The organism is Alteromonas sp. McT4-15, assembly GCF_020515205.1.
Classification (GTDB): domain Bacteria; phylum Pseudomonadota; class Gammaproteobacteria; order Enterobacterales; family Alteromonadaceae; genus Alteromonas.
The window spans coordinates 34,936-55,127 of sequence record NZ_JAJALG010000029.1 but is presented as its reverse complement, the minus strand read 5'-3'; the positions used below and the strand labels follow the sequence as shown (position 1 = coordinate 55,127).

Sequence of the window (20,192 nt, the reverse complement as noted above, 5' to 3'; positions counted from 1 at the left end):
AAAGGCATGGGAGCATTGTCTTTTTCTCCGGTGTCTGAGTTTTCAGCCACCACGCACGCGGATATTGATTTAGCGACGTTAGGCTTAGAAGCACAAACGCTGTTCGATTCTTCGATGTCAGATTATATGGATGATAATCACGATGAGTTAGATGGGCATACTCAACAGGTGTTGGCCGCATTAGTTGCCGGAGGTAGTTCGGGTGGGGCAAGGCCTAAGGCACAAATTTATATGCCTGCTGGGGAAACTCAGTATTGTCGAACCTTCGCTCAGCTTGGAGATGAGGCTTGGCTGATTAAATTTACTTCTAAAAATCTCGCGCTCGGGCATGAAGAAGGTTTGTGCGAGGCAGTTTATTTACAAATGGCAGAACTTGCTAAGTGTCAACCGCCGCAATGGCAACTCATTGAAGCACCACCTACAAGCGGTGCGTCTGCTTGGTTGGCGCTTAAGCGTTTTGATTATGTCACTGAACAGGCCGACTTAGGCAGAAAGCGCAGTGCAGGTCGATTGCATATGCACAGCGCTTGCGGGCTGCTGGATGCAGACTTTCGAACGCCAAGTTTAGATTACATTGATTTAATTAAAGCCAGCCGTCAGTTGTGTAAATCGCCAGCGGCTGGACAGCTGCAATTTCGCCGCGCCATTTTTAATCTGCTGTCGTCTAATCAAGACGACCACAGTAAAAACTGGGCGTTTTTGCAAGCGGATGACGGTCAATGGGATCCTGCCCCTTTTTACGATGTTACCTACAGCCCGCATCCATTCAACGAACACGCCACTGCTTTCGGCGGTTATGGCAAAGCGCCATCGCTTAAGGTGATGCAAAAACTTGCTACTAGTGCTGGCTTTGCGAATTGGAATGATGCAAAGCAAGTTATTGAAGAAGTCGCAGAAGCCATCAGCCAATTTACGTATCTTGCCAAGCAACAAGGGATCAGTAAAACAACAGTGTCTGCGATTGCTAAGACATTGGAGCAGCGTAAACAAGAAAATGCAGCGCTTTTTCTATAACAATTTTGTTAAAACAAACTTTTCAATTCACCATAAATAGATAGCAAGGTCATCGTGAGCGAATATCAATACTATAAATTTGAGCGTCTGGATGGGTATTTAGATGCTAAAGCACGTCAAGCACTCAGGGCCATTTCAAGCCGTGCCGAGATCAGCGCTACGTCCTTTCAGGTGTATTACACCTACAGTGATCTAAAGGCCGAGCCTTTTGAGCTGATGTTAAAATACTTTGATATCGGTTTTTACTATGCCGATTGGGGCTCAATCGATGTATACATCAAGCTACCAGCAGGAACGCTTCCAGATGCGTTACTTGGCTTTTCAAGTGATGGACTTCATATTCACGAAAACGATGAGTGGCAGTTGCTGATTTTTTCCCTTGAGGAGTATGACGAATATTTTGACGATGAGCATGCCGACCAATTTTTCCAGCATTTAGCTGGGTTACGCAGCGGGTTAATGCAAGGGGATTGGCGCCTTGTGTACTTTATGTGGCTCAAAATGTTTGATTTTAATGATGACGTTGAGCGAGTGCCGTTAATTCAATTCGATTTTGAGCACTTCAGTGAAGAGGAGCAGGCGTTTGCAGCGCTGTATGATATTCCCTTAGCATTAGTTAAGGCTCTGGCCATGGTGCTGAAGGAGCAACCCAGTCACCTAGCCAAACAAACCCAATTTCAGTTTGATTCGTGGCTCCATAATCTCTCGCAAGCAGAGAAAGACACGCTTTTACGCACGCTGTTTGAGCAAGGCCAGCTAACCCGACACCAAGCCTTAGCGCTGACGCGAAAAGAACCTGTCAACACAGACGAGATCTATCAGTATTGGTTAACCCCCGAGGTAATTTCTCCTTTTATTGAGCAAGCGCAAAGTCAATTACAGCAAGAGCAATCCGCAGCACTCGCAAAAAAATTAGCTATCGAAAAAGCGGAAAAAGAAAAAGCGTTGACTGATATCTACAATCAACGTGAGCACTACTGGCAGCAATCACAAGAGCAAGCGGATCGAACTTGCGCCAGTGGTTACGATGCGGCATCACGCTATCTGCATCAGCTGTTTGAGGCCTATCAGTTCAAAGCTGATGAAGCGGCGTTTGAACAACGCTTTAAGCGCTTTTTTGTGGCGAATAATAGCCGTAAAGCACTGTTAAATCGCTTGAGTGATTTGCTTTAAACGATGAGGCGATAGGCTGGCCAAATGACGTTAGCAAAAAACCGATTGAGGGTTGGTTGAAAGGTTGTAAGCCCACCCAAGGTCTACAAATTGTTATCCCTAAGGTAACTTTGTGTAGACCTTCGGGGCTAGGCAACGCGCTTTTACCACCTCTCTGGTAAATACTGCGTGAAATACAAAGGCATCACGATATTGGTTTGTTCTAACGCTGAAGAGCCTTGTGTACCCGTTAACTTAAAGGTTTTATTTGGAGTACATTTTTCAACGTAGGATGCCAACGATTTTGCTCTTGTACGTTTACCACTTTTGACTTCCACAGGGATGATATCGCCTTCATCGGTTGCCAAAATAAATTCGATTTCGGCGCGGGCGTCATTCCATGAATAGCTTGGGTCAACGCCAATAGCTGTGAGCTCTTGTTGCACAAAGTTTTCAGCCACATAGCCTTTGTATTCATAGTTTTGTTGCTTAATCTCTTTATAACTGCTGCCCAGCATATGATTGAGCAGGCCCACATCAAACAGAAATAGTTTAACCATATTGTCTTTTTTATAGGCCGCCAACGGAGATTTCGGTAATCCTTCAATAGGGTAGTTTGGCAAAGCTAAGCGGCAGCAGTTAAGCCAATGGATCGCGGTTTCAAAATCGCTATAACGAGATTTACGCTCATGCACATGCTTAAATTTAAAGCGTTTAACTGACTCATCGCTGACAAGTGATAGCTGGGCTGGAATGCTATTAAACACCGATTCAATCAGTGTAGCATCGACCTTGCCCGCGTACTTACCGAAATCGCGGCGATAACCTTCAACTAAATCGGCATGAATTTTTGTGACTTTTTCAACACGCTCTAGAATGCTTGAATCCTTAAACTGATACCAAGCAGAAACGGCTTCCGGCATACCACCGGTAAAAAAATAGTCGGTTAGTTTATCCATCAATTTAGTGTGCACCGCCGGTGTGCTTGCTTGACTATCAAATGCTTTGATCAGTGCTTGCTCGTTGGATGCGTAAATAAATTCTTGGAAGGTCAGTGGTCGTAAATTGTATTGTTCTACCTTACCCACAGGGAAGGTGTTGAGCAAACCAATATTTGAACCGCTGGCTGCGACAAAATAGGACGGCGCTTTTTCGGCAAAATACTTAAGCGAAGTAACGGCTCGTTCACATTCGCCAATTTCATCTAATATCAGCAAGTCGGTGTCTGGATTGAACGCTTGGTTGGTTAGCAACTCAATGTTCATTACTAGCTCGTCAGGTGACAACGAGCCATCGAACGCTTCTTTGTAAGCTGGGTTTTCAAGGAAGTCGATACGAAGGATGTTGGCAAAGGTATTCCCAAACAACTCTTGCAGTAGATAGGTTTTACCTGTTTGTCTTGCGCCATCGATCAATAATGGCTTGCGCACAGGTTGACTTTTCCATGCTATTAGGGCGTTGAGTAAGTTGCGCTGCATTGTCATTTCCCGCCAATTAAGACTGTTAACTGCCTGTAGTATAACTCAGTCTACACTTTTACGCGCATAAAAGTGCGGAATTTTACATTTTTATGCGCATAAAAGTGTTATGACATTCTAATTGAGCAAGACTTTCCTTTTTTGAGATGGCTTTGGGCACTTACCCTTTGGGCTTTTGGGGCAGCTTGGGCAAAGCCTTAATTCACGCCATTTAGCAATACGCTAACCCTGCCCACAGAGCATTTATTGTTTTGGGCACTATCTACAAACTGGGGCAAGTAGCGACCTGTACCCTCAGAAAGCTGCACGATCTGAGCATTTATCTGCCTACTGCGTCCGTTTAGTACTGGCAAACTCCTAACTGAACTTAACAGATCAGTGAGGAAGCAAACGATGAACCCAACCACACAATTACCCACCAACTCAGTACACCCAGCGCGTCAGCAGCGGATTTTGCGCTTGCCCGAGGTAAAAGCCAAAACGGGCTTTGGCCGCAGTACCATTTATGCCCTGATGGCCAGCGGTGAATTTCCACGCTCCATTCGTATTGGTGCGCGTGCCGTGGGCTGGTTAGAAAGCGATATCGACCAGTGGATTGAAACCCGCCGTATCGGTGCTGCTTATGGCCGTGGATAAACCATCTGCATTAAACCAATTATCTGCCAGTGATATGCCTAGCAACGAGCCAAAATTACCGGCTGGTTTTGCTTATAACGCGCAAAACTGGCTGGTGATGCAACCAACGGGGCAAGATAGCCCAGTTAAAATTTGCTCTTGGCTGCAAGTGGCCGCCCGTACCCGCGATCCGCAAGGGGACAACTACGGCTATTTATTGCACTGGCTAGACGATGACAATCGCCATCGCTACTGGGCTATGCCAGCAGAACTATTGGCCGGAGACGGCAGCGAGTACCGCCGAATCCTACTCAGCCGAGGTATGCGGCTAAGCAACAGTGTCAAAGCGCGGCAGTTGCTCTCCCTGTTTATTCAACAAATGGGCGAACTGGCTACGCAAAAGGCTATCAGCGTGAACTGTATTGGTTGGCATCACCACGCTTATGTGCATCCGCGCCTCACCTTTTACCCAAGCGAACACAGCAACAACCCGCGCATGGTGCTGCAAACCATGCACCCGATAGAAGGCTTTATTCAACAAGGTTGTAGCGACAGTTGGCGGCAGCACGTTGGCTGTTATTGTCTGGATAACCCGCTATTAATCGTTGGTGTCTGCGCTGCACTGGCTGCGCCTTTGTTGCACTTGTGTGGGGTGGATGGTTTTGGTTTACACCTCTACGGTGCCAGCAGTATTGGTAAAACTGCGGCGCTGTATCCGGCATTATCGGTGTGGGGCGAACCTAATCAGCTACGCCACAGTTGGCGGGCCACGGCCAACGGTTTAGAAGGCACTGCGTTGGCCCATAACGATGCCTTGCTGGCGCTCGATGAAATGGGCGAAGTTGACCCAAAAGAGGCGGGCGATGTCGCTTATATGCTTGCCAATGGCCAAGGTAAAACCCGTGCAGGCAAATACGGTGAAATGCGCTTACCCGCCCGTTGGCGTTTGGTGTTTTTATCTACTGGCGAAGTGACGCTCGAAAGCCATCTTGCCAGTATCGGCAAGCGCGTAAAAGCCGGCCAGCAAGTGCGCGTGATTGATCTCAGTGCCGATGCTGGAGCGCAAATGGGCGTGTTTAACCATAGCCATGGCATGAACGCCGCCGATTTAGCTGACCACCTAAAACAACAAAGTCGCCAACACTACGGCTGCTTGGCTTTGGACTGGTTACGGTATTTAACGCAGCACAGCGCGCAGGTGCGACCCGTTTTCCAAAACGTACGCCAACGTTTTTTAGCCAGCTTACCAACAGAGGCTGACGGCCAAGTGCGCCGGGTCGCCGAAAAGTTTGCCTTACTGGCTAGTGCTGGGTTGTTAGCCATTCAAGCCAAAGTACTCGATTGGCCAACCCAAAGTGTCGAAGCCGCTTGTTTAAGCCAGCTAAACCAATGGATACTCGCCCGTGGTGGTGTGGCCGCCAATGAAGACCAACAAGCCATTCGCCAAGTGCGCAGCTTTATTGAGCAACATGGCGAAAGCCGCTTTACGCCTAAACAAATTGGTTACAGCAGCCAAGTACGCCAACGAGCAGGGTGGATAGATGTCACCGGCCCACAAACCCTCTACCTGTTTTACCCAACTGGCTGGCGTGAAGCCACCGAAGGCCTAAGCCCAGATCGCGCCGCCAAAGCGCTGATGGCCGCAGGCTACTTAATCCCCGATGGCAACCGACCACAGCGCAAAGTCAGCCTGCCCGACAACACCCGCCCACGCATGTACTGTGTTAAAGGCAGCATCTTGGATGACTAAAAAGGCGATGAATCCTATGTAGGCTTGTCGCCTTGCAGTGCACCGCCAGTCAACCTAAAGGCTGGGCGAGGATTAAAGGCTAAGGCAGACAATACCGCCAGAGGCATTCCCGTGAACCGCCAGCGTACCAACAACCGGCACCGAACGAATAACAAATACGCTCAATTATTTGGTTTTAACTCAAATAAGTTGAGAATAATCATAATCGTGGTAGGGTAAGCAACAGTGAAAAATCCCCAAGTTTATGGTTAAGAAAACACCGTGGAGAGAGCATGATCCGCTGCCACCTAGCCCGATTAATGGGTGAGAGAAAAATGCGTATTAGCGACGTGATGCGAGAAACCGGCCTAAGCCGTACCACCGTCACGCTACTTTACAAAGAAACGGCGCTTAAGGTGGACTTAGAGGCATTAGATAAACTGTGCGATTTATTTAACTGCCCTCTAAGCGATTTGCTTGAGCAGGTTCCTAATTAAAACGACTACAAGGAATGTTATGGCCTTCAATACCAATAAATTTAATGAAGATAGCCGAGTAAAAATCCCTGCTATTCTTCATTTAATGCGTCTAGGTTATAAGTACCTGTCACTTAAAGGGCAAAGCTGGGATCTCGACACCAATATCTTCCCTGACGTATTCAAAACCGCTATCGGCAAAATTAACCCTGGTATTGAAGATGCTGAAGCCGGTCGTTTGCTAGAAGATGTTAAACTACTGCTCGATAACGAAGACCTAGGCAAAGCCTTTTTTGAGCGCCTGTCTGAGCGTTCAAATACCAAGCTGATCGACTTTGAAAACTTCCATAACAACAGCTTCCATGTTGTTACCGAGCTAACCTGCCAAAACGGCGATGAAGAATTCAGGCCAGACATCACGCTGCTTATCAATGGCATGCCGTTAGTGTTTATCGAGGTGAAGAAGCCAAATAATCGCGAAGGTATCTTGGCCGAGCGCGACCGCATCAACAAACGCTTTCAAAACCCTAAGTTCAAGCGTTTTGCCAACATCACCCAGTTTATGATTTTCTCCAATAACATGGAGTACGACGACGGCGATCCTGAACCCGTGCAAGGTGCTTTCTATGCCAGCAGTTCTTACCATAAGCCGGTATTTAACTATTTCCGCGAAGAAGAAATCTTAAACTTAACCGCCCTGTTGAAGCCGGTATCGGATGATGACGAGCTAAAAGTCTTAAAAGACAATAATCTGGAAGTGATCCGCAGCAACCCAGAGTTCCAGACCAACAAGCAACCCGAGCGCCCAACCAACCGCATTTGTACCTCTTTACTCAGCCGTGAGCGCTTAGCCTTTATTTTGCGTTACGCCTTGGCGTATGTGTCCGAGTCAGACGGACTACAAAAACACATCATGCGTTACCCGCAGTTGTTTGCCACCAAAGCCATTGAACGCAAGCTCAGCGAGGGCGTTAAAAAAGGCATCATTTGGCACACCCAAGGCAGTGGTAAAACTGCCCTAACGTTTTATAACGTGCGCTTTTTAACCGATTACTTCCAAAAGCAACAGGTCATTCCAAAGTTTTACTTTATTGTTGATCGCCTAGACCTTCTGCAACAAGCACAGCGCGAATTTACCGCCCGTGGCTTAACCGTACACACCATCAGCTCACGGGATGCCTTTACCCGTGACATTAAAGCCACACAGGTGATCCATAACCATTCTGGCAAACCAGAAATAACAGTGGTGAATATTCACAAGTTTAAAGATGACCCAGATGTGGTCAGCACCAAAGACTACAACGTCGCGATACAACGCGTGTATTTTTTAGACGAAGTACACCGCAGCTATAACCCTAAAGGCAGTTTCTTAGCCAACCTAAGCCAGTCAGACAGCAACGCCATCAAAATTGGCCTAACTGGCACGCCACTATTGGGGGATGACTACAATTCACGCGCTTTGTTTGGCGACTACATTCACAAGTACTACTACAACGCGTCCATTGCCGACGGTTACACCTTGCGCCTAATCCGTGAGGAAATCACCACCCAATACAAAATCGAATTGCAAAAAGCCCTTGAAGAAGCCGAAGTGAAAATGGGCGATGTGGATCGCAAGCTGATTTACGCCCACCCAAGTTTTGTTGAGCCCATGCTGACTTACATAGTGAACGATTTTGAAAAAAGCCGTGGCGCATTAAACGATACAACCATTGGCGGCATGGTCATTTGCGACAGCTCAGATCAAGCCAAGCAGATGTTTGAAATCTTCAATGGCGTTTATGCCGAAACGCCTATTCTGTCGCAAACATCCAACTCAAAAACCGAAGTGCTTGAAGTCGCTGAGCCTGCGCCAACCAGTTATGCCGAGTCGGTTAAACAAGCTCAAAAGGTAAAAAACGCCGCGTTGATCTTGCATGACATCGGCACCAAAGAAGAGCGCAAAAACTGGGTAGAAGGCTTCAAGGCCGGCAAAATCGATTTCTTGTTTGTGTACAACATGCTGCTCACTGGTTTTGACGCCAAGCGCCTGAAAAAGCTTTACCTTGGCCGGGTGATCCGCAAGCACAATTTGCTGCAAGCGCTCACCCGAGTGAACCGCACTTACAAAGATTTCCGCTACGGTTATGTGGTGGATTTTGCTGATATTCGCAAAGAGTTTGATGCCACCAACAAAGCCTATTTCGACGAATTACAGTCAGAATTGGGCGATGAGATGGAGCACTACTCACACCTGTTTAAATCTCAGGAGGAGATCAAGCAAGAAATCGAGCATATCAAAGACGTACTGTTCCGTTTTGATACCGACAACATGGAAGAGTTCTGCAATCAAATCAGCCAAATACAAGATCGCGACACCGTACTGGCGCTAAAAAAAGCCTTAGCCGATGCCCGCAGCTTGTATAACCTTATTCGTTTGCAAGGCGAGTATGACTTTCTTGATGAACTGGATTTTGCCAAGCTCAATGTGTTGTATCGTGAAACCAGTAATCACTTGGACTTACTCAATCTCAAAAACGACTTAGAAAGCGGCGAAGATACCAGCAACTTGCTCAACCGCGCATTAGAAGATGTGATCTTCAAGTTTGTAAAAATCGGCGAAGAAGAGTTGGTACTGGCCGACAAACTGAAAAATACTCTGCGCCAAACCCGCGAAGCACTGGCCAGCAATTTTGACCAGCAAGACCCGCAGTTTATTAGCTTAAAAGAAGAGCTAGAGCGTCTGTTTAAGAAGAAAAACTTAAGCGAAGTCACTCAAGATGAAATGGTTGCCAACATCGACGCGCTGAATAAAATTCACGACCGCGTCAAAGAGCTGAACCGTCAAAACAACCAACTGCGGCAAAAGTACTTAGGTGATGCTAAATACACCCGCATTCACAAGCGCTTACAAGAGCGCCAGCAAAGCCAAAGTGATATTAGCGAGTCCGAACGTAAAATTTTTGAAGCACTCGCGGGTGTAAAGCAAGACGCCGACGAGCAAGTGCTCAACAACAGCCAAGTGTTGGATAACGAAAGTTACTTCGAGCGTCAAATGATGCCGCTGGTGATTGGCCGCTTTATGAAAGAACAGCAAATCAAACTTAACGCCGACGCCTCGCGTTACATTAACCACCTCGTCGTCGCAGAATATTTAAAAGAATTTAATACCGGCAGCCAAGCGTGGTAATGCGGGTAACACTGATTAGGAAGTAAACACCAAATGGTTGAATTAGAATTTCAGCAAAAAACCAAAACCCTGATTGATAGCTTAAAAAGCATCTGTGCCAACTATGGTTTAGGTAACGACGGTAACGAATTTAAAATCATTACCCAAACGTTTTTGTACAAGTTTTTAAACGACAAGTTTGCCTTTGAAGCGAAAAAGCTCGACGATAATATTGCCAAAGCCGATAAGTGGGAAGAGGCGCTGGCAGCCATGTCAGAAGACGACCTCGACATGCTGCAACTGCAAATGGGCGGCGACACCGCGCGGCTAAAACCGCAGCACTTTATTAGCTATCTGTTTAGCCAACAAAACGCGCCTGACTTTGCCAAGCTGTTTGATGATACCCTCATCGACATTGCCATTACCAATAACGATGTGTTTGCGGTAAAAACCGATGGTGGCGCAAAAGTGGTGCTGTTCGACCGCATCAGCCAATACATTGCCGACGATTCCAAGCGCGATGCCTTCTGCCGCGCCATAATCAATAAACTGGTCGAGTTCAGCTTTGAGCGTATCTTCACGCAAAAATTCGACTTCTACGCCACCATCTTTGAATACCTGATCAAAGACTACAACAGCAATTCTGGCGGCAAATACGCCGAGTATTTTACCCCTCATGCGGTGGCGCGTATTATGGCCGAAATTTTAGTGCCACAAGACCAGCGCGGCACTGTGCGCAATGTTAGTTGTTACGATCCATCGGCAGGTTCGGGCACTTTATTAATGAACGTGGCTCACGCCATTGGTGAAAACCGCTGTAGCATTTATACGCAAGATATTTCGCAAAAATCCTCTAACCTGCTGCGTTTAAACCTGATCTTAAATAACCTGGTGCACTCAATCCCGAATGTGATTCAAGGTAATACGGTTTGGCACCCATACCACAAAGATGGCAAAGAGTTAAAACGCTTTGACTATATTGTTTCTAACCCGCCGTTTAAGCTCGATTTCAGCGACTTTAGGGATGAGCTAGACAGCAAAGAAAACAAAGAACGATTCTTTGCAGGTATTCCTAAAGCACCGGCGAAAGCAAAAGACAAAATGGCGATTTATTCGCTGTTTTTACAGCACATCATTGCTTCGCTTAAACCGGGCGGCAAAGCGGCGGTGGTCGTGCCCACAGGTTTTATTACTGCGCAATCAGGTATCGACAAAAAAATCCGTGAGCATTTAGTCAAAAACAAAATGCTGGCGGGTGTGGTTTCTATGCCATCCAACATCTTCGCCACTACAGGCACTAACGTATCCATCCTGTTTATTGACGCCAACAATGATGGGTATGTGGTCTTGGTAGATGCTTCAAATCTGGGTGAAAAAGTCAAAGACGGCAAAAACCAAAAAACCGTATTAACGCCAGATGAAGAACAACAAATTATTGATGTGTTTAATGCCAAAGAAGCGATAGAAGACTTCTCTGTGGCGGTCAGTTACGACGACATCCAAGCCAAAAACTACTCATTAAGTGCTGGCCAGTATTTCGATGTCAAAATCGAATACGTGGATATAACCCCAGAGCAGTTTGCAGAGAAAATGCAGGGCTTTACCAATAACTTGGATAACATGTTTTCCCAGTCTCGTGAATTAGAAGCCGAGATCAAAAAACAGTTGGCGGGGTTAAAGTTTAATGGATAAAACAATAGGTCTTGCTTGTAACATATCAACCGGAAAACTAGATGCCAATCAAGCTGTTTCAGGTGGAGAATATCCATTTTTTACTTGTGCTGAATTCCCTGATCAGATAGATCACTTTGCATATGATGATGATGTTGTGCTTGTAGCTGGTAACAATGCCCGGGGGAATTTTCATGTAAGTAGGTACAAGGGGAAATTCAATGCTTATCAGCGCACTTATATTCTAACCGCCAAAGAAGGCTTCAATATTGATTATGTTTATTACGCACTAAAACTCGAATTAAAGAGATTACGGGAAAAGTCACAAGGCTCTCAGACTAAATTTTTGACTATGCCAATTCTCACAGGCATCCACTTTCGCGATATTACAGGTGATGAACAAACAGAAATCGCCAATGTATTAAGTGTCATCGACAAAAAAATCGAACTTAATAACCGTATCAACGCCGAGCTGGAAGCCATGGCGAAAACCCTGTATGACTACTGGTTTGTACAGTTCGACTTCCCCGACGCCAACGGCAAACCCTACAAAACCTCCGGCGGTAAAATGGTCTACAACCCAACCCTAAAACGCGAAATACCGGAGGGGTGGAGCGATGGTACGCTTGGTGAAATTGCGGAACTTTATCAGCCAAAAACAATTTCTGAAAAAGAAATGGCCGAAGACGGAGAATTCCTTGTCTATGGTGCAAACGGAATTGTTGGTCGCTATGACCAATACAACCATGAGCAAAGCGTTGTTGCAGTAACATGTCGGGGCAATTCTTGTGGTGAAATTAACGTAACTCGCCCCTTTTCGTGGATTACAGGTAATGCAATGGTTGTGAAAACAGATTCACATTTCTTACCACCCACATATATCTATAACCTATTGCGTTCAGCTGGCCTTGAGAATGTAATAACTGGTTCTGCACAACCGCAGATTACAAGGACAAACCTAGCTCCAATGAGAATTATTAGACCAGCTGAAAAGGTTCTGACTGGTTATGCTGAGTTTGTTAAACCAAACTTTGAGAAGCGAATGGCGATTTTGGATGAAAATGAAAAGCTAGAAAAACTACGCGACTGGCTTCTCCCCATGCTAATGAACGGTCAAGTCACTGTGAAATAATTTAAGGATGGCGATATGGACATTGAAATTAAAAACTGTAACAACATCACGATGGCCAATGTGGCTATTGTGCCAAGTAAGTTGAATATTAAGTTTGCCCCGAATGGAACCGGTAAAAGTACAATTTCTAAAGCCATCCAATACGCAGTAACAGATGACGAAAAAGCGCTTGCTGATCTTTTACCCTTTAAGTTTCGCAGCGAAAATGTAGATGATATCCAACCCGATGTGCTTGGTATTGAAAATATCAAAAGTGTTCTCTGTTTTAACGAAGAGTACGTGAATAAGTTTACTTTTAAGCCTGAAGAGGTCGTTAGCAATAGTTTTGATATTTTTATACGCACAGATGCTTATCAAGAAAAAGAGCGAGATATAGAAACCTTTACCAGTTTAGTTAAGCAACAATTTGCGAACAACACAGAACTGGAAGCGCTTTTATCAAATTTAAATGAATTGTCACGGGCATTTAAAGTTACCGCCAGTGGTGGTTTGGCCAAAACATCAACCGGTGCAAAGGCGCTCTCTAGTTCAAATAAAATTGACCATATTCCTGATGGATTACAACCTTACCAACCCTTTATTCAAAGTTCAAATTGTGTAAATTGGATTGATTGGCAAGCTAAAGGGCATAAGGAATTTTCTGGCTTATCAGATTCTTGTCCTTTTTGTACAAGTGATGCGGCAAGTAAGAAAGATCAAATAGCAAATGTAAGCAAAGAATACGATAAAAATTTAATTAAAAACCTTGTGAGTGTTATTGATGTTATCAATAAGCTTGGTGAATATTTTTCAGATGCAGCAAGGAAAAATCTAGATGTTATTAAATCGTTAAAAAACGGGCTCGAAAAAGAGCATGAAACCTTTATAGTAACTGTGAAATCACAGATTGACGACTTGGTAGCCAAACTGGAAAAACTCAAAGGCTTAACAGGATTTGATTTCAATGAAGGAGAAAATGTTAAACAAAAATTGCAGGGTTATATAATCGACCTTCAGTTCTTCGATACTTTAAATTCGGTTAAAACCAATGAAACAATATCCACAATAAATTTATCAATTGAACAGCTACTAAAGCAAGCAGGCCCTTTGCAAGGAAAAATTAATCTTCAGCGCAAAGAAATGAAAGAATTAGTTGAAAAGCATCAAACTGATATTAATAATTTTCTTACATTTGCAGGTTATCGCTACCAGGTCGCAATTGTTGGTGAAGGCGAACAGGCGCAGTTAAAATTACGACATATCGATAATTCGACTCATCTTAGCGGTGGAGATCAGCATTTAAGTTTTGGTGAACGCAATGCCTTTTCAATAGTACTTTTCATGTATGAATGCCTAGCTAAAAAGCCTGATTTAGTAATACTTGATGATCCGATATCGTCTTTTGATAAAAATAAAAAATATGCAATTTTAGAGATGTTGTTTCGCCGAGATGCTAGCGATTGTTTAAAAAGCAAGACAGTATTGATGCTTACTCATGATGTTGAGCCTATTATTGATACTCTAAGGTCGGTACGTCGGAAGTTTAGTAACCAAGTTTTTGCGTCGTATTTATGCTTACGAAGCGGGGAAATTAAAGAGCAGCCTATTTCTAATGAAGACATCAAAACCTTTGTTCAAATTTGTGAAAATGTATTTTCGTCTGAAAGTGACCCAATTATAAAATTGATATATTTGAGACGAAGATATGAAGTGCTAGGTGAGCTCGATAATGGGTATGAAGTTCTATCGAATGTGTTTAAAAAACGAGATGATCCAGAAGATTTTCGCATTCCTAGAAATGCAGAAGGGCTAAATACGCCGCTATCAAGTATTGATTTAAGTACTGGTATTAGTGATATACAACGCTTTATTTCTGAACTTCCAAGTGATTATCTATCCTTAGTTACTCTGTTCAGTAATGACGAGAAAATAAAAGAGCTGTATCTACAAAGCAATAATGGCTATGAAAAACTACAACTGATTAGAATTTTGTTAAATATAGAGGAAGTTGAAAATTCGGTGATTAGAAAATTCATCAACGAAACTTATCATATTGAAAATGAGTTTATATTTCAGCTTGACCCAACACGCTTCGACCTTATTCCCGAGTACGTTGTAGATGAATGTGACAAAATTTTAGAAGAATTCAGCGAGGGGAGCTCGAATGGCTAAAGACCTAACCGCTTCATCACATGACCGCCAAAATATCCTTAACAACCGCTACGCGCTGCAACAAGCCGAGCAGCACTTAGGCTTGGGCGGTGTGACCTTTGAAGGTGAAACGGTATTTACCAAGGCACAGGTGGTTGCCTTGTATGACGTTACAGACCGTACTATTGAGCGCTACTTATCCAGCCATGCCGATGAGTTAAAATGCAACGGCTATCAGGTGCTAAAAGGTAAAAAACTAAAGGAATTCAAAGGACTAACTTCTGGTACCGACATCAATGACGGTACCAAAACCACCGCGCTGGGTTTGTTCAGTTTTCGTGCAGTGCTCAACATAGGGATGTTACTAACAGAAAGTGAGCCCGCACGCCTTTTGCGTTCACGTCTGCTCGACATTGTACTGGATGTAATGGCTGAGCGTGTGGGTGGTCATACTAAGTTTATTAATCAGCGTGATGAAAATTACCTTGTCTCTGCTCTGCAAGAAGAAAACTACCGTCGTCAGTTCACTGATGCATTGGATAAGTATGTAGAGGTCAATAAATGGACGTATGCACGCTTTACTAACCTCATATATCAGAGCATTTTTCATGAAAACGCGACTGAATATAAAAAGGTTTTAAACCTAGCAACGAAAACCAATATCCGCGAGACCCTATATTCAGAAGTGCTTAATCTGATTGCCAGCTACGAATCAGGTATTGCTCATGAACTAGAGCAAGCTAGCAATAAGTTAGGCCGCAAGCTTTCGCAGAAAGAGGCGGAGGGGTTGTTTGCGAGTTTTGAAAGTCACCCTCTGTTCAAACCGCTGATTTTGGATGCCAGAACTAAAATGGCCAGCCGCGATTTGTGCTTCCGTGATGCCTTGCATGAAAAGCTGGAAGCTTATATTCAATCGGTACCCGAAGCTGATTTTGATCGCTTCTTAGGTGAGAAGAGCCGTTCTTTGGAAGAGCAATTGAGTGATCCAGAAACATTGGCTGTACTCAAACGCTTGAAAGATCGATAAGCAAAGGAATGTGGCTATGAGCGATTCTACAGACACAGGCTTACGGTTCTTCTATTTCGATGTGGCGCATGCGATTAGCGTTCACGATTGGATCATAGAGCATTCTGGCGGGCTAGCAGGCACCAAAGACGTTGGTCAGTTAGCCAGCCCCTTAGAACACATACAAAATGACTGGTATTACCCAGAAATTGAGGACAAGCTGACTCACTTGGTATTCTCCATTAATAAAAACCATGCTTTTAATGATGGCAATAAACGATCATCGTTGGTGTTAGGCGCTTATTTCCTTGAATTAAACGGTTTTGACTATGTGGTAAAGCGCTTTGCCAAAGAAATGGAAAACATCGTCGTTTGGGTTGCAGATAACGTGATCGACAAGGATCTATTACGTCAGATCATCAGCTCAGTACTTTATGACGACGATTATCCAGAGTCCGTTAAATTGACTATATTTGAAGCGATCGAAGCAGCTAAAGATTACTAACCATTTCGTGGATCATCACGAGATGGTACGAGTATATGGCCATTTAGCATTGTTAATATTAAAATCGCATCAACAACACCCCTCCCGCTACCCGTTAGATCAGCGCCCCGCGAGGGGTTACTCGTTTTTAAGGCTTCTAATTTTTGCTACCGTAATCAGTTACGGCACCAAAATTAGCTTCCATCCACACATCATTCTCCGGCCCACAAAGGTGGTGCAGCAGCGCTAGGTTAATCTGGTGGCTGATCACTTTGCCGTTTCGTTTTTGGCTTTCTTTTTTCAAACCTCTCAGTAATAACCCTGTGCATGATTTTCCTATTTGCTCCGGCGAACTGGGCAGGCAAAAGGCGCGGTTTTGCTGTTTGGGGTGCAAGGTAGTGCGCTTTCCTGTTTTAGAAAAAGGCGAAATGCACCAAAAGATACAGGCGTTGGCAGGTGTGTTTGCTTGCAATATTCTGGTTTGAATCGTGTCATCCCTATTTGTCGGTAATAAATGTGCCGGTAACAAAACCAACCCGCCTTGCGCGTGGCCATCAACCTCAGGTAAAGGCAGCCAATACAGGTTTGGCCATTGCTCGGGGCTTTGCCACTTTTCTACGATCACTTGTGCGCCAATGCTATTTAGCCATTGGTGAATCGGGCAGCCTGGATGCGCTTGTTTAATGCGCGGTAACTGATAGGTCAGCCAGCGGGTTAAACGTTCGGCGGCATTATCGCACTGGCTTAATGCTGGGTAGAGGGTAAACGCGCCATGCCCAACCAGTAAAGCGACCACCTGTTGTATCCATTCTCTATCCCAATCGTTAGCACTTGCCCATAACACGTCACTTATCACCTTGTTGGTTCATCATGCCGTCTATTTTCAGTCGTCGGGTGCAGACGCGGTGGTGAATTAGATGAAAGAAATGGCCATCAAACTAACCAGTCAAATCGGCTTTTTATGATGACCTGTGCGCGGCTAACTGATTGAAATATATCGTCCAATGCGGCTCTGTTTGGCGGTATTCAACTAGTGCAAAAAAATCGAGACGCCAAACGATCGTTTGCATTCTGGGTTTAAAAAATCAAACGGTTTGTACTTTGATGCCGAGGTTGGTTTAGGGCGAAAAAAGTGCCAAACCTTGCTTTGAGCCAGTAATGGCAAGGCCTACCAGCGTTGGATTTCAATCGAGAAGCCAAACAGTAAGTGGTCTAATTTCCCTGTTTGGCGTTTCGATCCAAAAGCCAAACGGATAGTGGTTTTGGCGTATGGGTATAAAAGTATGAGGAAGTGTTCAACGAAGAGCGGCTTGCTAATTTAACTTGGGATTTGATGGAGAGGTGTCTTCCAACTTGAGTGAAGGTTGCTTGTCACTGTTACCCTCAAAGTATTCAAGGGCGTACCCCATTGCCTTGTAGCTTTTCTCGCGTTTTTTAAACATGCGTTGCAGCATAGGGAGGGCGCAGTCCACATAGTCGTGAATGGTGACTTGTGTTTTTTCTTCCGATTCACGATGAATACGACCGGCATATTGAGCCAATGTACCTTTCCATGCGATGGGCATGGCCAAAAACAACGTATCCAGTCTTGGTAGGTCAAACCCTTCGCCTACATATTTTCCTGTTGCGACGACGACTTGAGCCGATTGCAGATGATTGTCAGCGTTCTTGCGTTCCGCAGCTTTCATGGCACCTTTAAGTACGACAGTGCTTATACCCATCTCGGTAAGTCGTGAGTGTATGTACTCTGCGTGCTCTCTGCGCTCTGTAAGGACTAACGGGTGTCCACCATTTTGAACACACTGAGAGGCGTCTGAGACAATTTTTGAAGTGCGCTGTCCATTATCGGCGAGCCAGCGATAGGCATCGCTTATTTTTGGGCGCTCATCTGTTTTTATTAGCTCAGCTGGCGGTATATCGTAGAACTGATGAATCATTACGGTTTGAGTAAATTGCTCATCAGGGCTTTGTTTCACTTTATAGCGAATGGGCCCTGCCGCCATAAAAATGATCTTCTGATGGCCATCTTGTCGCTCTGGCGTTGCTGTTAGGCCCAATACATATTTTGCTCTTACCTCGTTGAGTACCATTTCAAACCTTGGCGCAGACAGATGGTGGCATTCATCAACAATAATGTGGCCGTAGTCTTGGATGAGAGGCGTGATGGAGTTGTCTTTTTTATTAACCAAGCTTTGGTAGGTGGCAATGTCGATAATGCCACTCGGCTTTCTCTTGCCACCGCCTATACTGCCAATGTTTACATCCGGTAGGAACGTGCGCAAGCGCTCTTGCCATTGTTCAAGCAGTTGTCGGCTATGAACCAGTATGAGGGTATTTACTTTGCGTTTTACGATCATGCCGATGGCAGTAACCGTTTTTCCAAATGCGGTCGGCGCATGCAAAATACCGAAGTCATGTTTAGATATTGCGGCCACTGCGTCTCGCTGGTTCTTTCGCAAAGTGAACTCGGGGGTAAGTTTTAATAATGGTCTGCCGATTTCACGCTTATCGTCAAACAGTGGCGAAATATTGTGCTCTTGTAGTAAAGCAATCGAGTCATCGAGACAGCCTCGCGGTAGTGCTAGATAACCGTTTTCAATACGAGCACAGGAAATAAACCTCGGAATGCCATGGGTTGAAAAGCGCAACGCTTGTGTTTTAAAAAACACAGGATTAGAAAAACTAGCTAATCGCTTTAGTCCTACCAGTAGTGGCCCTGGTAACTCGCTCATCAAAAAGTAGATATGGTTGGCCAAGGTAATGGTCACGGTTTTCGGCAAAGACTCTAATTTTATTGGTGCGGCTTTGGCTGTGATTTCCCAAGGAGGGCGGTTGTCTATTAGACCTTGTTCGGACAGTAATAGGGTATTGGGTGAAATGGTTGTTATGAGTTGATCAATACTCGATTGCGTGAGCGTTTTAAGCTCAGCAAGGTACTGCCATTGATCGTCAATCGCATTCAGGTCATTGTCAACAAAGCAGCTACGGCCTGAAAGGCGAGCCTCCTTTTGAAGTGGTAGCGCAATGAGATTGCCAAACCCTCCTTCAGGAAGGACATCTTGGTTAGGAAATAGCCTGTCATAGGAGTCAAACGATAGATTTGGAAATATTTCCATGGCCTTATCAAGCAAAGCGAAACCCAGTGCCCGAGCTTGGTTAGCTGGGATATTGGTTTCAAAAAAGATCCATAAATGCGCTCCGTTGCCAGAACGCGAGATTTCTATCGCGTGCGGAATATCAAACTCTTGGCACGCTTTAGACATTGCTTTGACTTCTTCTTGCCAACAGCCTTTGTCAAAATCGGCTGCCAACAAATAGCACGTATTATCTTTCAGTAAGGGATACAGCCCCACCACTTGATGACCGGTAAGGTGCCTGTAAATAATGCGCTCGTTTAGTTCGCTAAACTTGCGGTGTGAACAGTCTTGGCATTTAATGCGGGGTTTGTTGCAAACCCCGTTTACCCATTCATTATCACAGGCTACGGAATAGCCACTGCGGCCCTGTTGATTTTGCCAACGATTGGCAAAGATATCCTCTCGTCCACGAAATCGTTGTCTGAATAGGGCGACCTTTTGTTCTGGCGTGAATGTCTGTACTGAACGTTCGTTTTGAGCGCTACGCAAAGCCTCTCTTAATGCGAGAAGCCGCTGCTTTTCGTTTTCAAGCTCAGCTAGCATGTTATCAATAGCAGAAATGTTTGAGTAGCGAGCGTCATTCATAACAAACTAATTTTGATTCGCAGCGCTATGAAGCGCGAACTTGCGGTTGCTTGATCAGCGACTCTGCTGGAATACCTAGTCCTTCATGAAGCTTCCAAATCATTTTTAGCGTGAGTGATCGCTTATGGTTTAGGATTTCATAAACACGATTGCTTTTACCTATCATGGGTTCAAGATCTTTAACCGTTAAGCCTTTGCGCTCCATCTCAAACTTTATTGCCTCAACAGGGTCTGGCAAATCCATTGGGAAATGCTTTGCTTCGTAGGCTTCAACTAACGTAACCAAAATGTCCAGCTTTTCGCCTTCGACGGTATCAGGCTCCGCCATCATTAGGTTTTCGATGTCGTTTAATGCCGCGCGGTAGTCGGCATCTGTTTTAATAGGTCTGATGTCCATTATATTTACCTCTTGTTACTACCTTTTGGCTTCAAATC

15 protein-coding genes are annotated in these 20,192 nt (G+C 44.8%); 11 read left to right on the top strand and 4 right to left on the bottom strand.

Annotated elements, in window-relative coordinates; translation table 11 throughout:
• Nucleotides 1–1,014, top strand: a 1,014-nt coding sequence (locus tag LHL20_RS16545; protein WP_226434087.1) for a type II toxin-antitoxin system HipA family toxin, incomplete at its 5' end; no start/stop codon positions are given.
• A gap of 54 nt (nt 1,015–1,068) precedes the next feature.
• Nucleotides 1,069–2,187: a hypothetical protein gene (locus LHL20_RS16540; protein ID WP_000006227.1), complete on the top strand. Its 1,119-nt coding sequence runs from the start codon at nt 1,069–1,071 to the stop codon at nt 2,185–2,187.
• Between the two features lie 143 nt (nt 2,188–2,330).
• Here LHL20_RS16540 and LHL20_RS16535 read toward each other — a convergent pair whose 3' ends face one another.
• Nucleotides 2,331–3,644 (bottom strand): ATP-binding protein, encoded by a 1,314-nt coding sequence (locus tag LHL20_RS16535; protein ID WP_001189491.1) that lies wholly within the window; start codon nt 3,642–3,644, stop codon nt 2,331–2,333.
• Between the two features lie 393 nt (nt 3,645–4,037).
• Between LHL20_RS16535 and LHL20_RS16530 the strand changes: the two genes are divergently transcribed.
• The 9 genes from LHL20_RS16530 to LHL20_RS16490 all read left to right on the top strand — a co-directional run bounded on the left by LHL20_RS16530 (nt 4,038) and on the right by LHL20_RS16490 (nt 16,056).
• On the top strand, nt 4,038–4,280 hold the full coding sequence (locus LHL20_RS16530) for a helix-turn-helix transcriptional regulator (protein ID WP_064663305.1): 243 nt from the start codon (nt 4,038–4,040) through the stop codon (nt 4,278–4,280).
• The gene (locus LHL20_RS16525) at nt 4,267–6,009 is read left to right on the top strand and encodes a DUF927 domain-containing protein (protein WP_226434086.1); all 1,743 of its coding nucleotides are present in this window, start codon (nt 4,267–4,269) and stop codon (nt 6,007–6,009) included. The genes LHL20_RS16530 and LHL20_RS16525 overlap by 14 nt, the downstream gene beginning before the upstream one ends.
• Nucleotides 6,010–6,281: 272 nt before the next feature.
• The gene (locus LHL20_RS16520; RefSeq protein WP_127973804.1) at nt 6,282–6,485 is read left to right on the top strand and encodes a helix-turn-helix domain-containing protein; all 204 of its coding nucleotides are present in this window, start codon (nt 6,282–6,284) and stop codon (nt 6,483–6,485) included.
• Between the two features lie 19 nt (nt 6,486–6,504).
• Nucleotides 6,505–9,633, top strand: coding sequence for a type I restriction endonuclease subunit R (locus LHL20_RS16515; RefSeq protein WP_226434085.1), 3,129 nt, complete (start codon nt 6,505–6,507; stop codon nt 9,631–9,633).
• Between the two features lie 33 nt (nt 9,634–9,666).
• On the top strand, nt 9,667–11,304 hold the full coding sequence (locus LHL20_RS16510; RefSeq protein WP_226434084.1) for an HsdM family class I SAM-dependent methyltransferase: 1,638 nt from the start codon (nt 9,667–9,669) through the stop codon (nt 11,302–11,304).
• A complete protein-coding gene (locus LHL20_RS16505) occupies nt 11,297–12,415 on the top strand; it encodes a restriction endonuclease subunit S (RefSeq protein WP_226434083.1) in 1,119 nt (372 codons plus the stop codon). The genes LHL20_RS16510 and LHL20_RS16505 overlap by 8 nt, the downstream gene beginning before the upstream one ends.
• A gap of 15 nt (nt 12,416–12,430) precedes the next feature.
• Complete coding sequence (locus tag LHL20_RS16500) at nt 12,431–14,566, top strand: hypothetical protein (RefSeq protein ID WP_226434082.1); 2,136 nt, start codon at nt 12,431–12,433, stop codon at nt 14,564–14,566.
• Nucleotides 14,559–15,572, top strand: coding sequence for a DNA-binding protein (locus LHL20_RS16495; RefSeq protein WP_226434081.1), 1,014 nt, complete (start codon nt 14,559–14,561; stop codon nt 15,570–15,572). The genes LHL20_RS16500 and LHL20_RS16495 overlap by 8 nt, the downstream gene beginning before the upstream one ends.
• A 16-nt stretch (nt 15,573–15,588) precedes the next feature.
• On the top strand, nt 15,589–16,056 hold the full coding sequence (locus LHL20_RS16490; RefSeq protein ID WP_226434080.1) for a type II toxin-antitoxin system death-on-curing family toxin: 468 nt from the start codon (nt 15,589–15,591) through the stop codon (nt 16,054–16,056).
• A gap of 136 nt (nt 16,057–16,192) precedes the next feature.
• Here the strand turns inward: LHL20_RS16490 and LHL20_RS16485 are convergent, their stop codons facing one another.
• The 3 genes from LHL20_RS16485 to LHL20_RS16475 form a co-directional block, all read right to left on the bottom strand.
• Nucleotides 16,193–16,879, bottom strand: a complete 687-nt coding sequence (locus LHL20_RS16485; RefSeq protein WP_226434079.1) for a hypothetical protein — start codon at nt 16,877–16,879, stop codon at nt 16,193–16,195.
• Nucleotides 16,880–17,348: 469 nt separating this feature from the next.
• On the bottom strand, nt 17,349–19,757 hold the full coding sequence (locus tag LHL20_RS16480; RefSeq protein ID WP_226434078.1) for a TOTE conflict system archaeo-eukaryotic primase domain-containing protein: 2,409 nt from the start codon (nt 19,755–19,757) through the stop codon (nt 17,349–17,351).
• 25 nt (nt 19,758–19,782) lie between these two features.
• The gene (locus LHL20_RS16475; protein WP_226434077.1) at nt 19,783–20,154 is read right to left on the bottom strand and encodes a helix-turn-helix domain-containing protein; all 372 of its coding nucleotides are present in this window, start codon (nt 20,152–20,154) and stop codon (nt 19,783–19,785) included.
• Nucleotides 20,155–20,192 lie beyond the last annotated feature (38 nt).

Coding starts and splice junctions, on each gene's coding strand:
- LHL20_RS16535 (WP_001189491.1), bottom strand. CDS start 3,644: ATGCAGCGCAACTTACTCAACGCCCTAATAGCATGGAAAAGTCAACCT.
- LHL20_RS16475 (WP_226434077.1), bottom strand. CDS start 20,154: ATGGACATCAGACCTATTAAAACAGATGCCGACTACCGCGCGGCATTA.
- LHL20_RS16480 (WP_226434078.1), bottom strand. CDS start 19,757: ATGAATGACGCTCGCTACTCAAACATTTCTGCTATTGATAACATGCTA.
- LHL20_RS16500 (WP_226434082.1), top strand. CDS start 12,431: ATGGACATTGAAATTAAAAACTGTAACAACATCACGATGGCCAATGTG.
- LHL20_RS16505 (WP_226434083.1), top strand. CDS start 11,297: ATGGATAAAACAATAGGTCTTGCTTGTAACATATCAACCGGAAAACTA.
- LHL20_RS16510 (WP_226434084.1), top strand. CDS start 9,667: ATGGTTGAATTAGAATTTCAGCAAAAAACCAAAACCCTGATTGATAGC.
- LHL20_RS16495 (WP_226434081.1), top strand. CDS start 14,559: ATGGCTAAAGACCTAACCGCTTCATCACATGACCGCCAAAATATCCTT.
- LHL20_RS16490 (WP_226434080.1), top strand. CDS start 15,589: ATGAGCGATTCTACAGACACAGGCTTACGGTTCTTCTATTTCGATGTG.
- LHL20_RS16520 (WP_127973804.1), top strand. CDS start 6,282: ATGATCCGCTGCCACCTAGCCCGATTAATGGGTGAGAGAAAAATGCGT.
- LHL20_RS16515 (WP_226434085.1), top strand. CDS start 6,505: ATGGCCTTCAATACCAATAAATTTAATGAAGATAGCCGAGTAAAAATC.
- LHL20_RS16530 (WP_064663305.1), top strand. CDS start 4,038: ATGAACCCAACCACACAATTACCCACCAACTCAGTACACCCAGCGCGT.
- LHL20_RS16525 (WP_226434086.1), top strand. CDS start 4,267: ATGGCCGTGGATAAACCATCTGCATTAAACCAATTATCTGCCAGTGAT.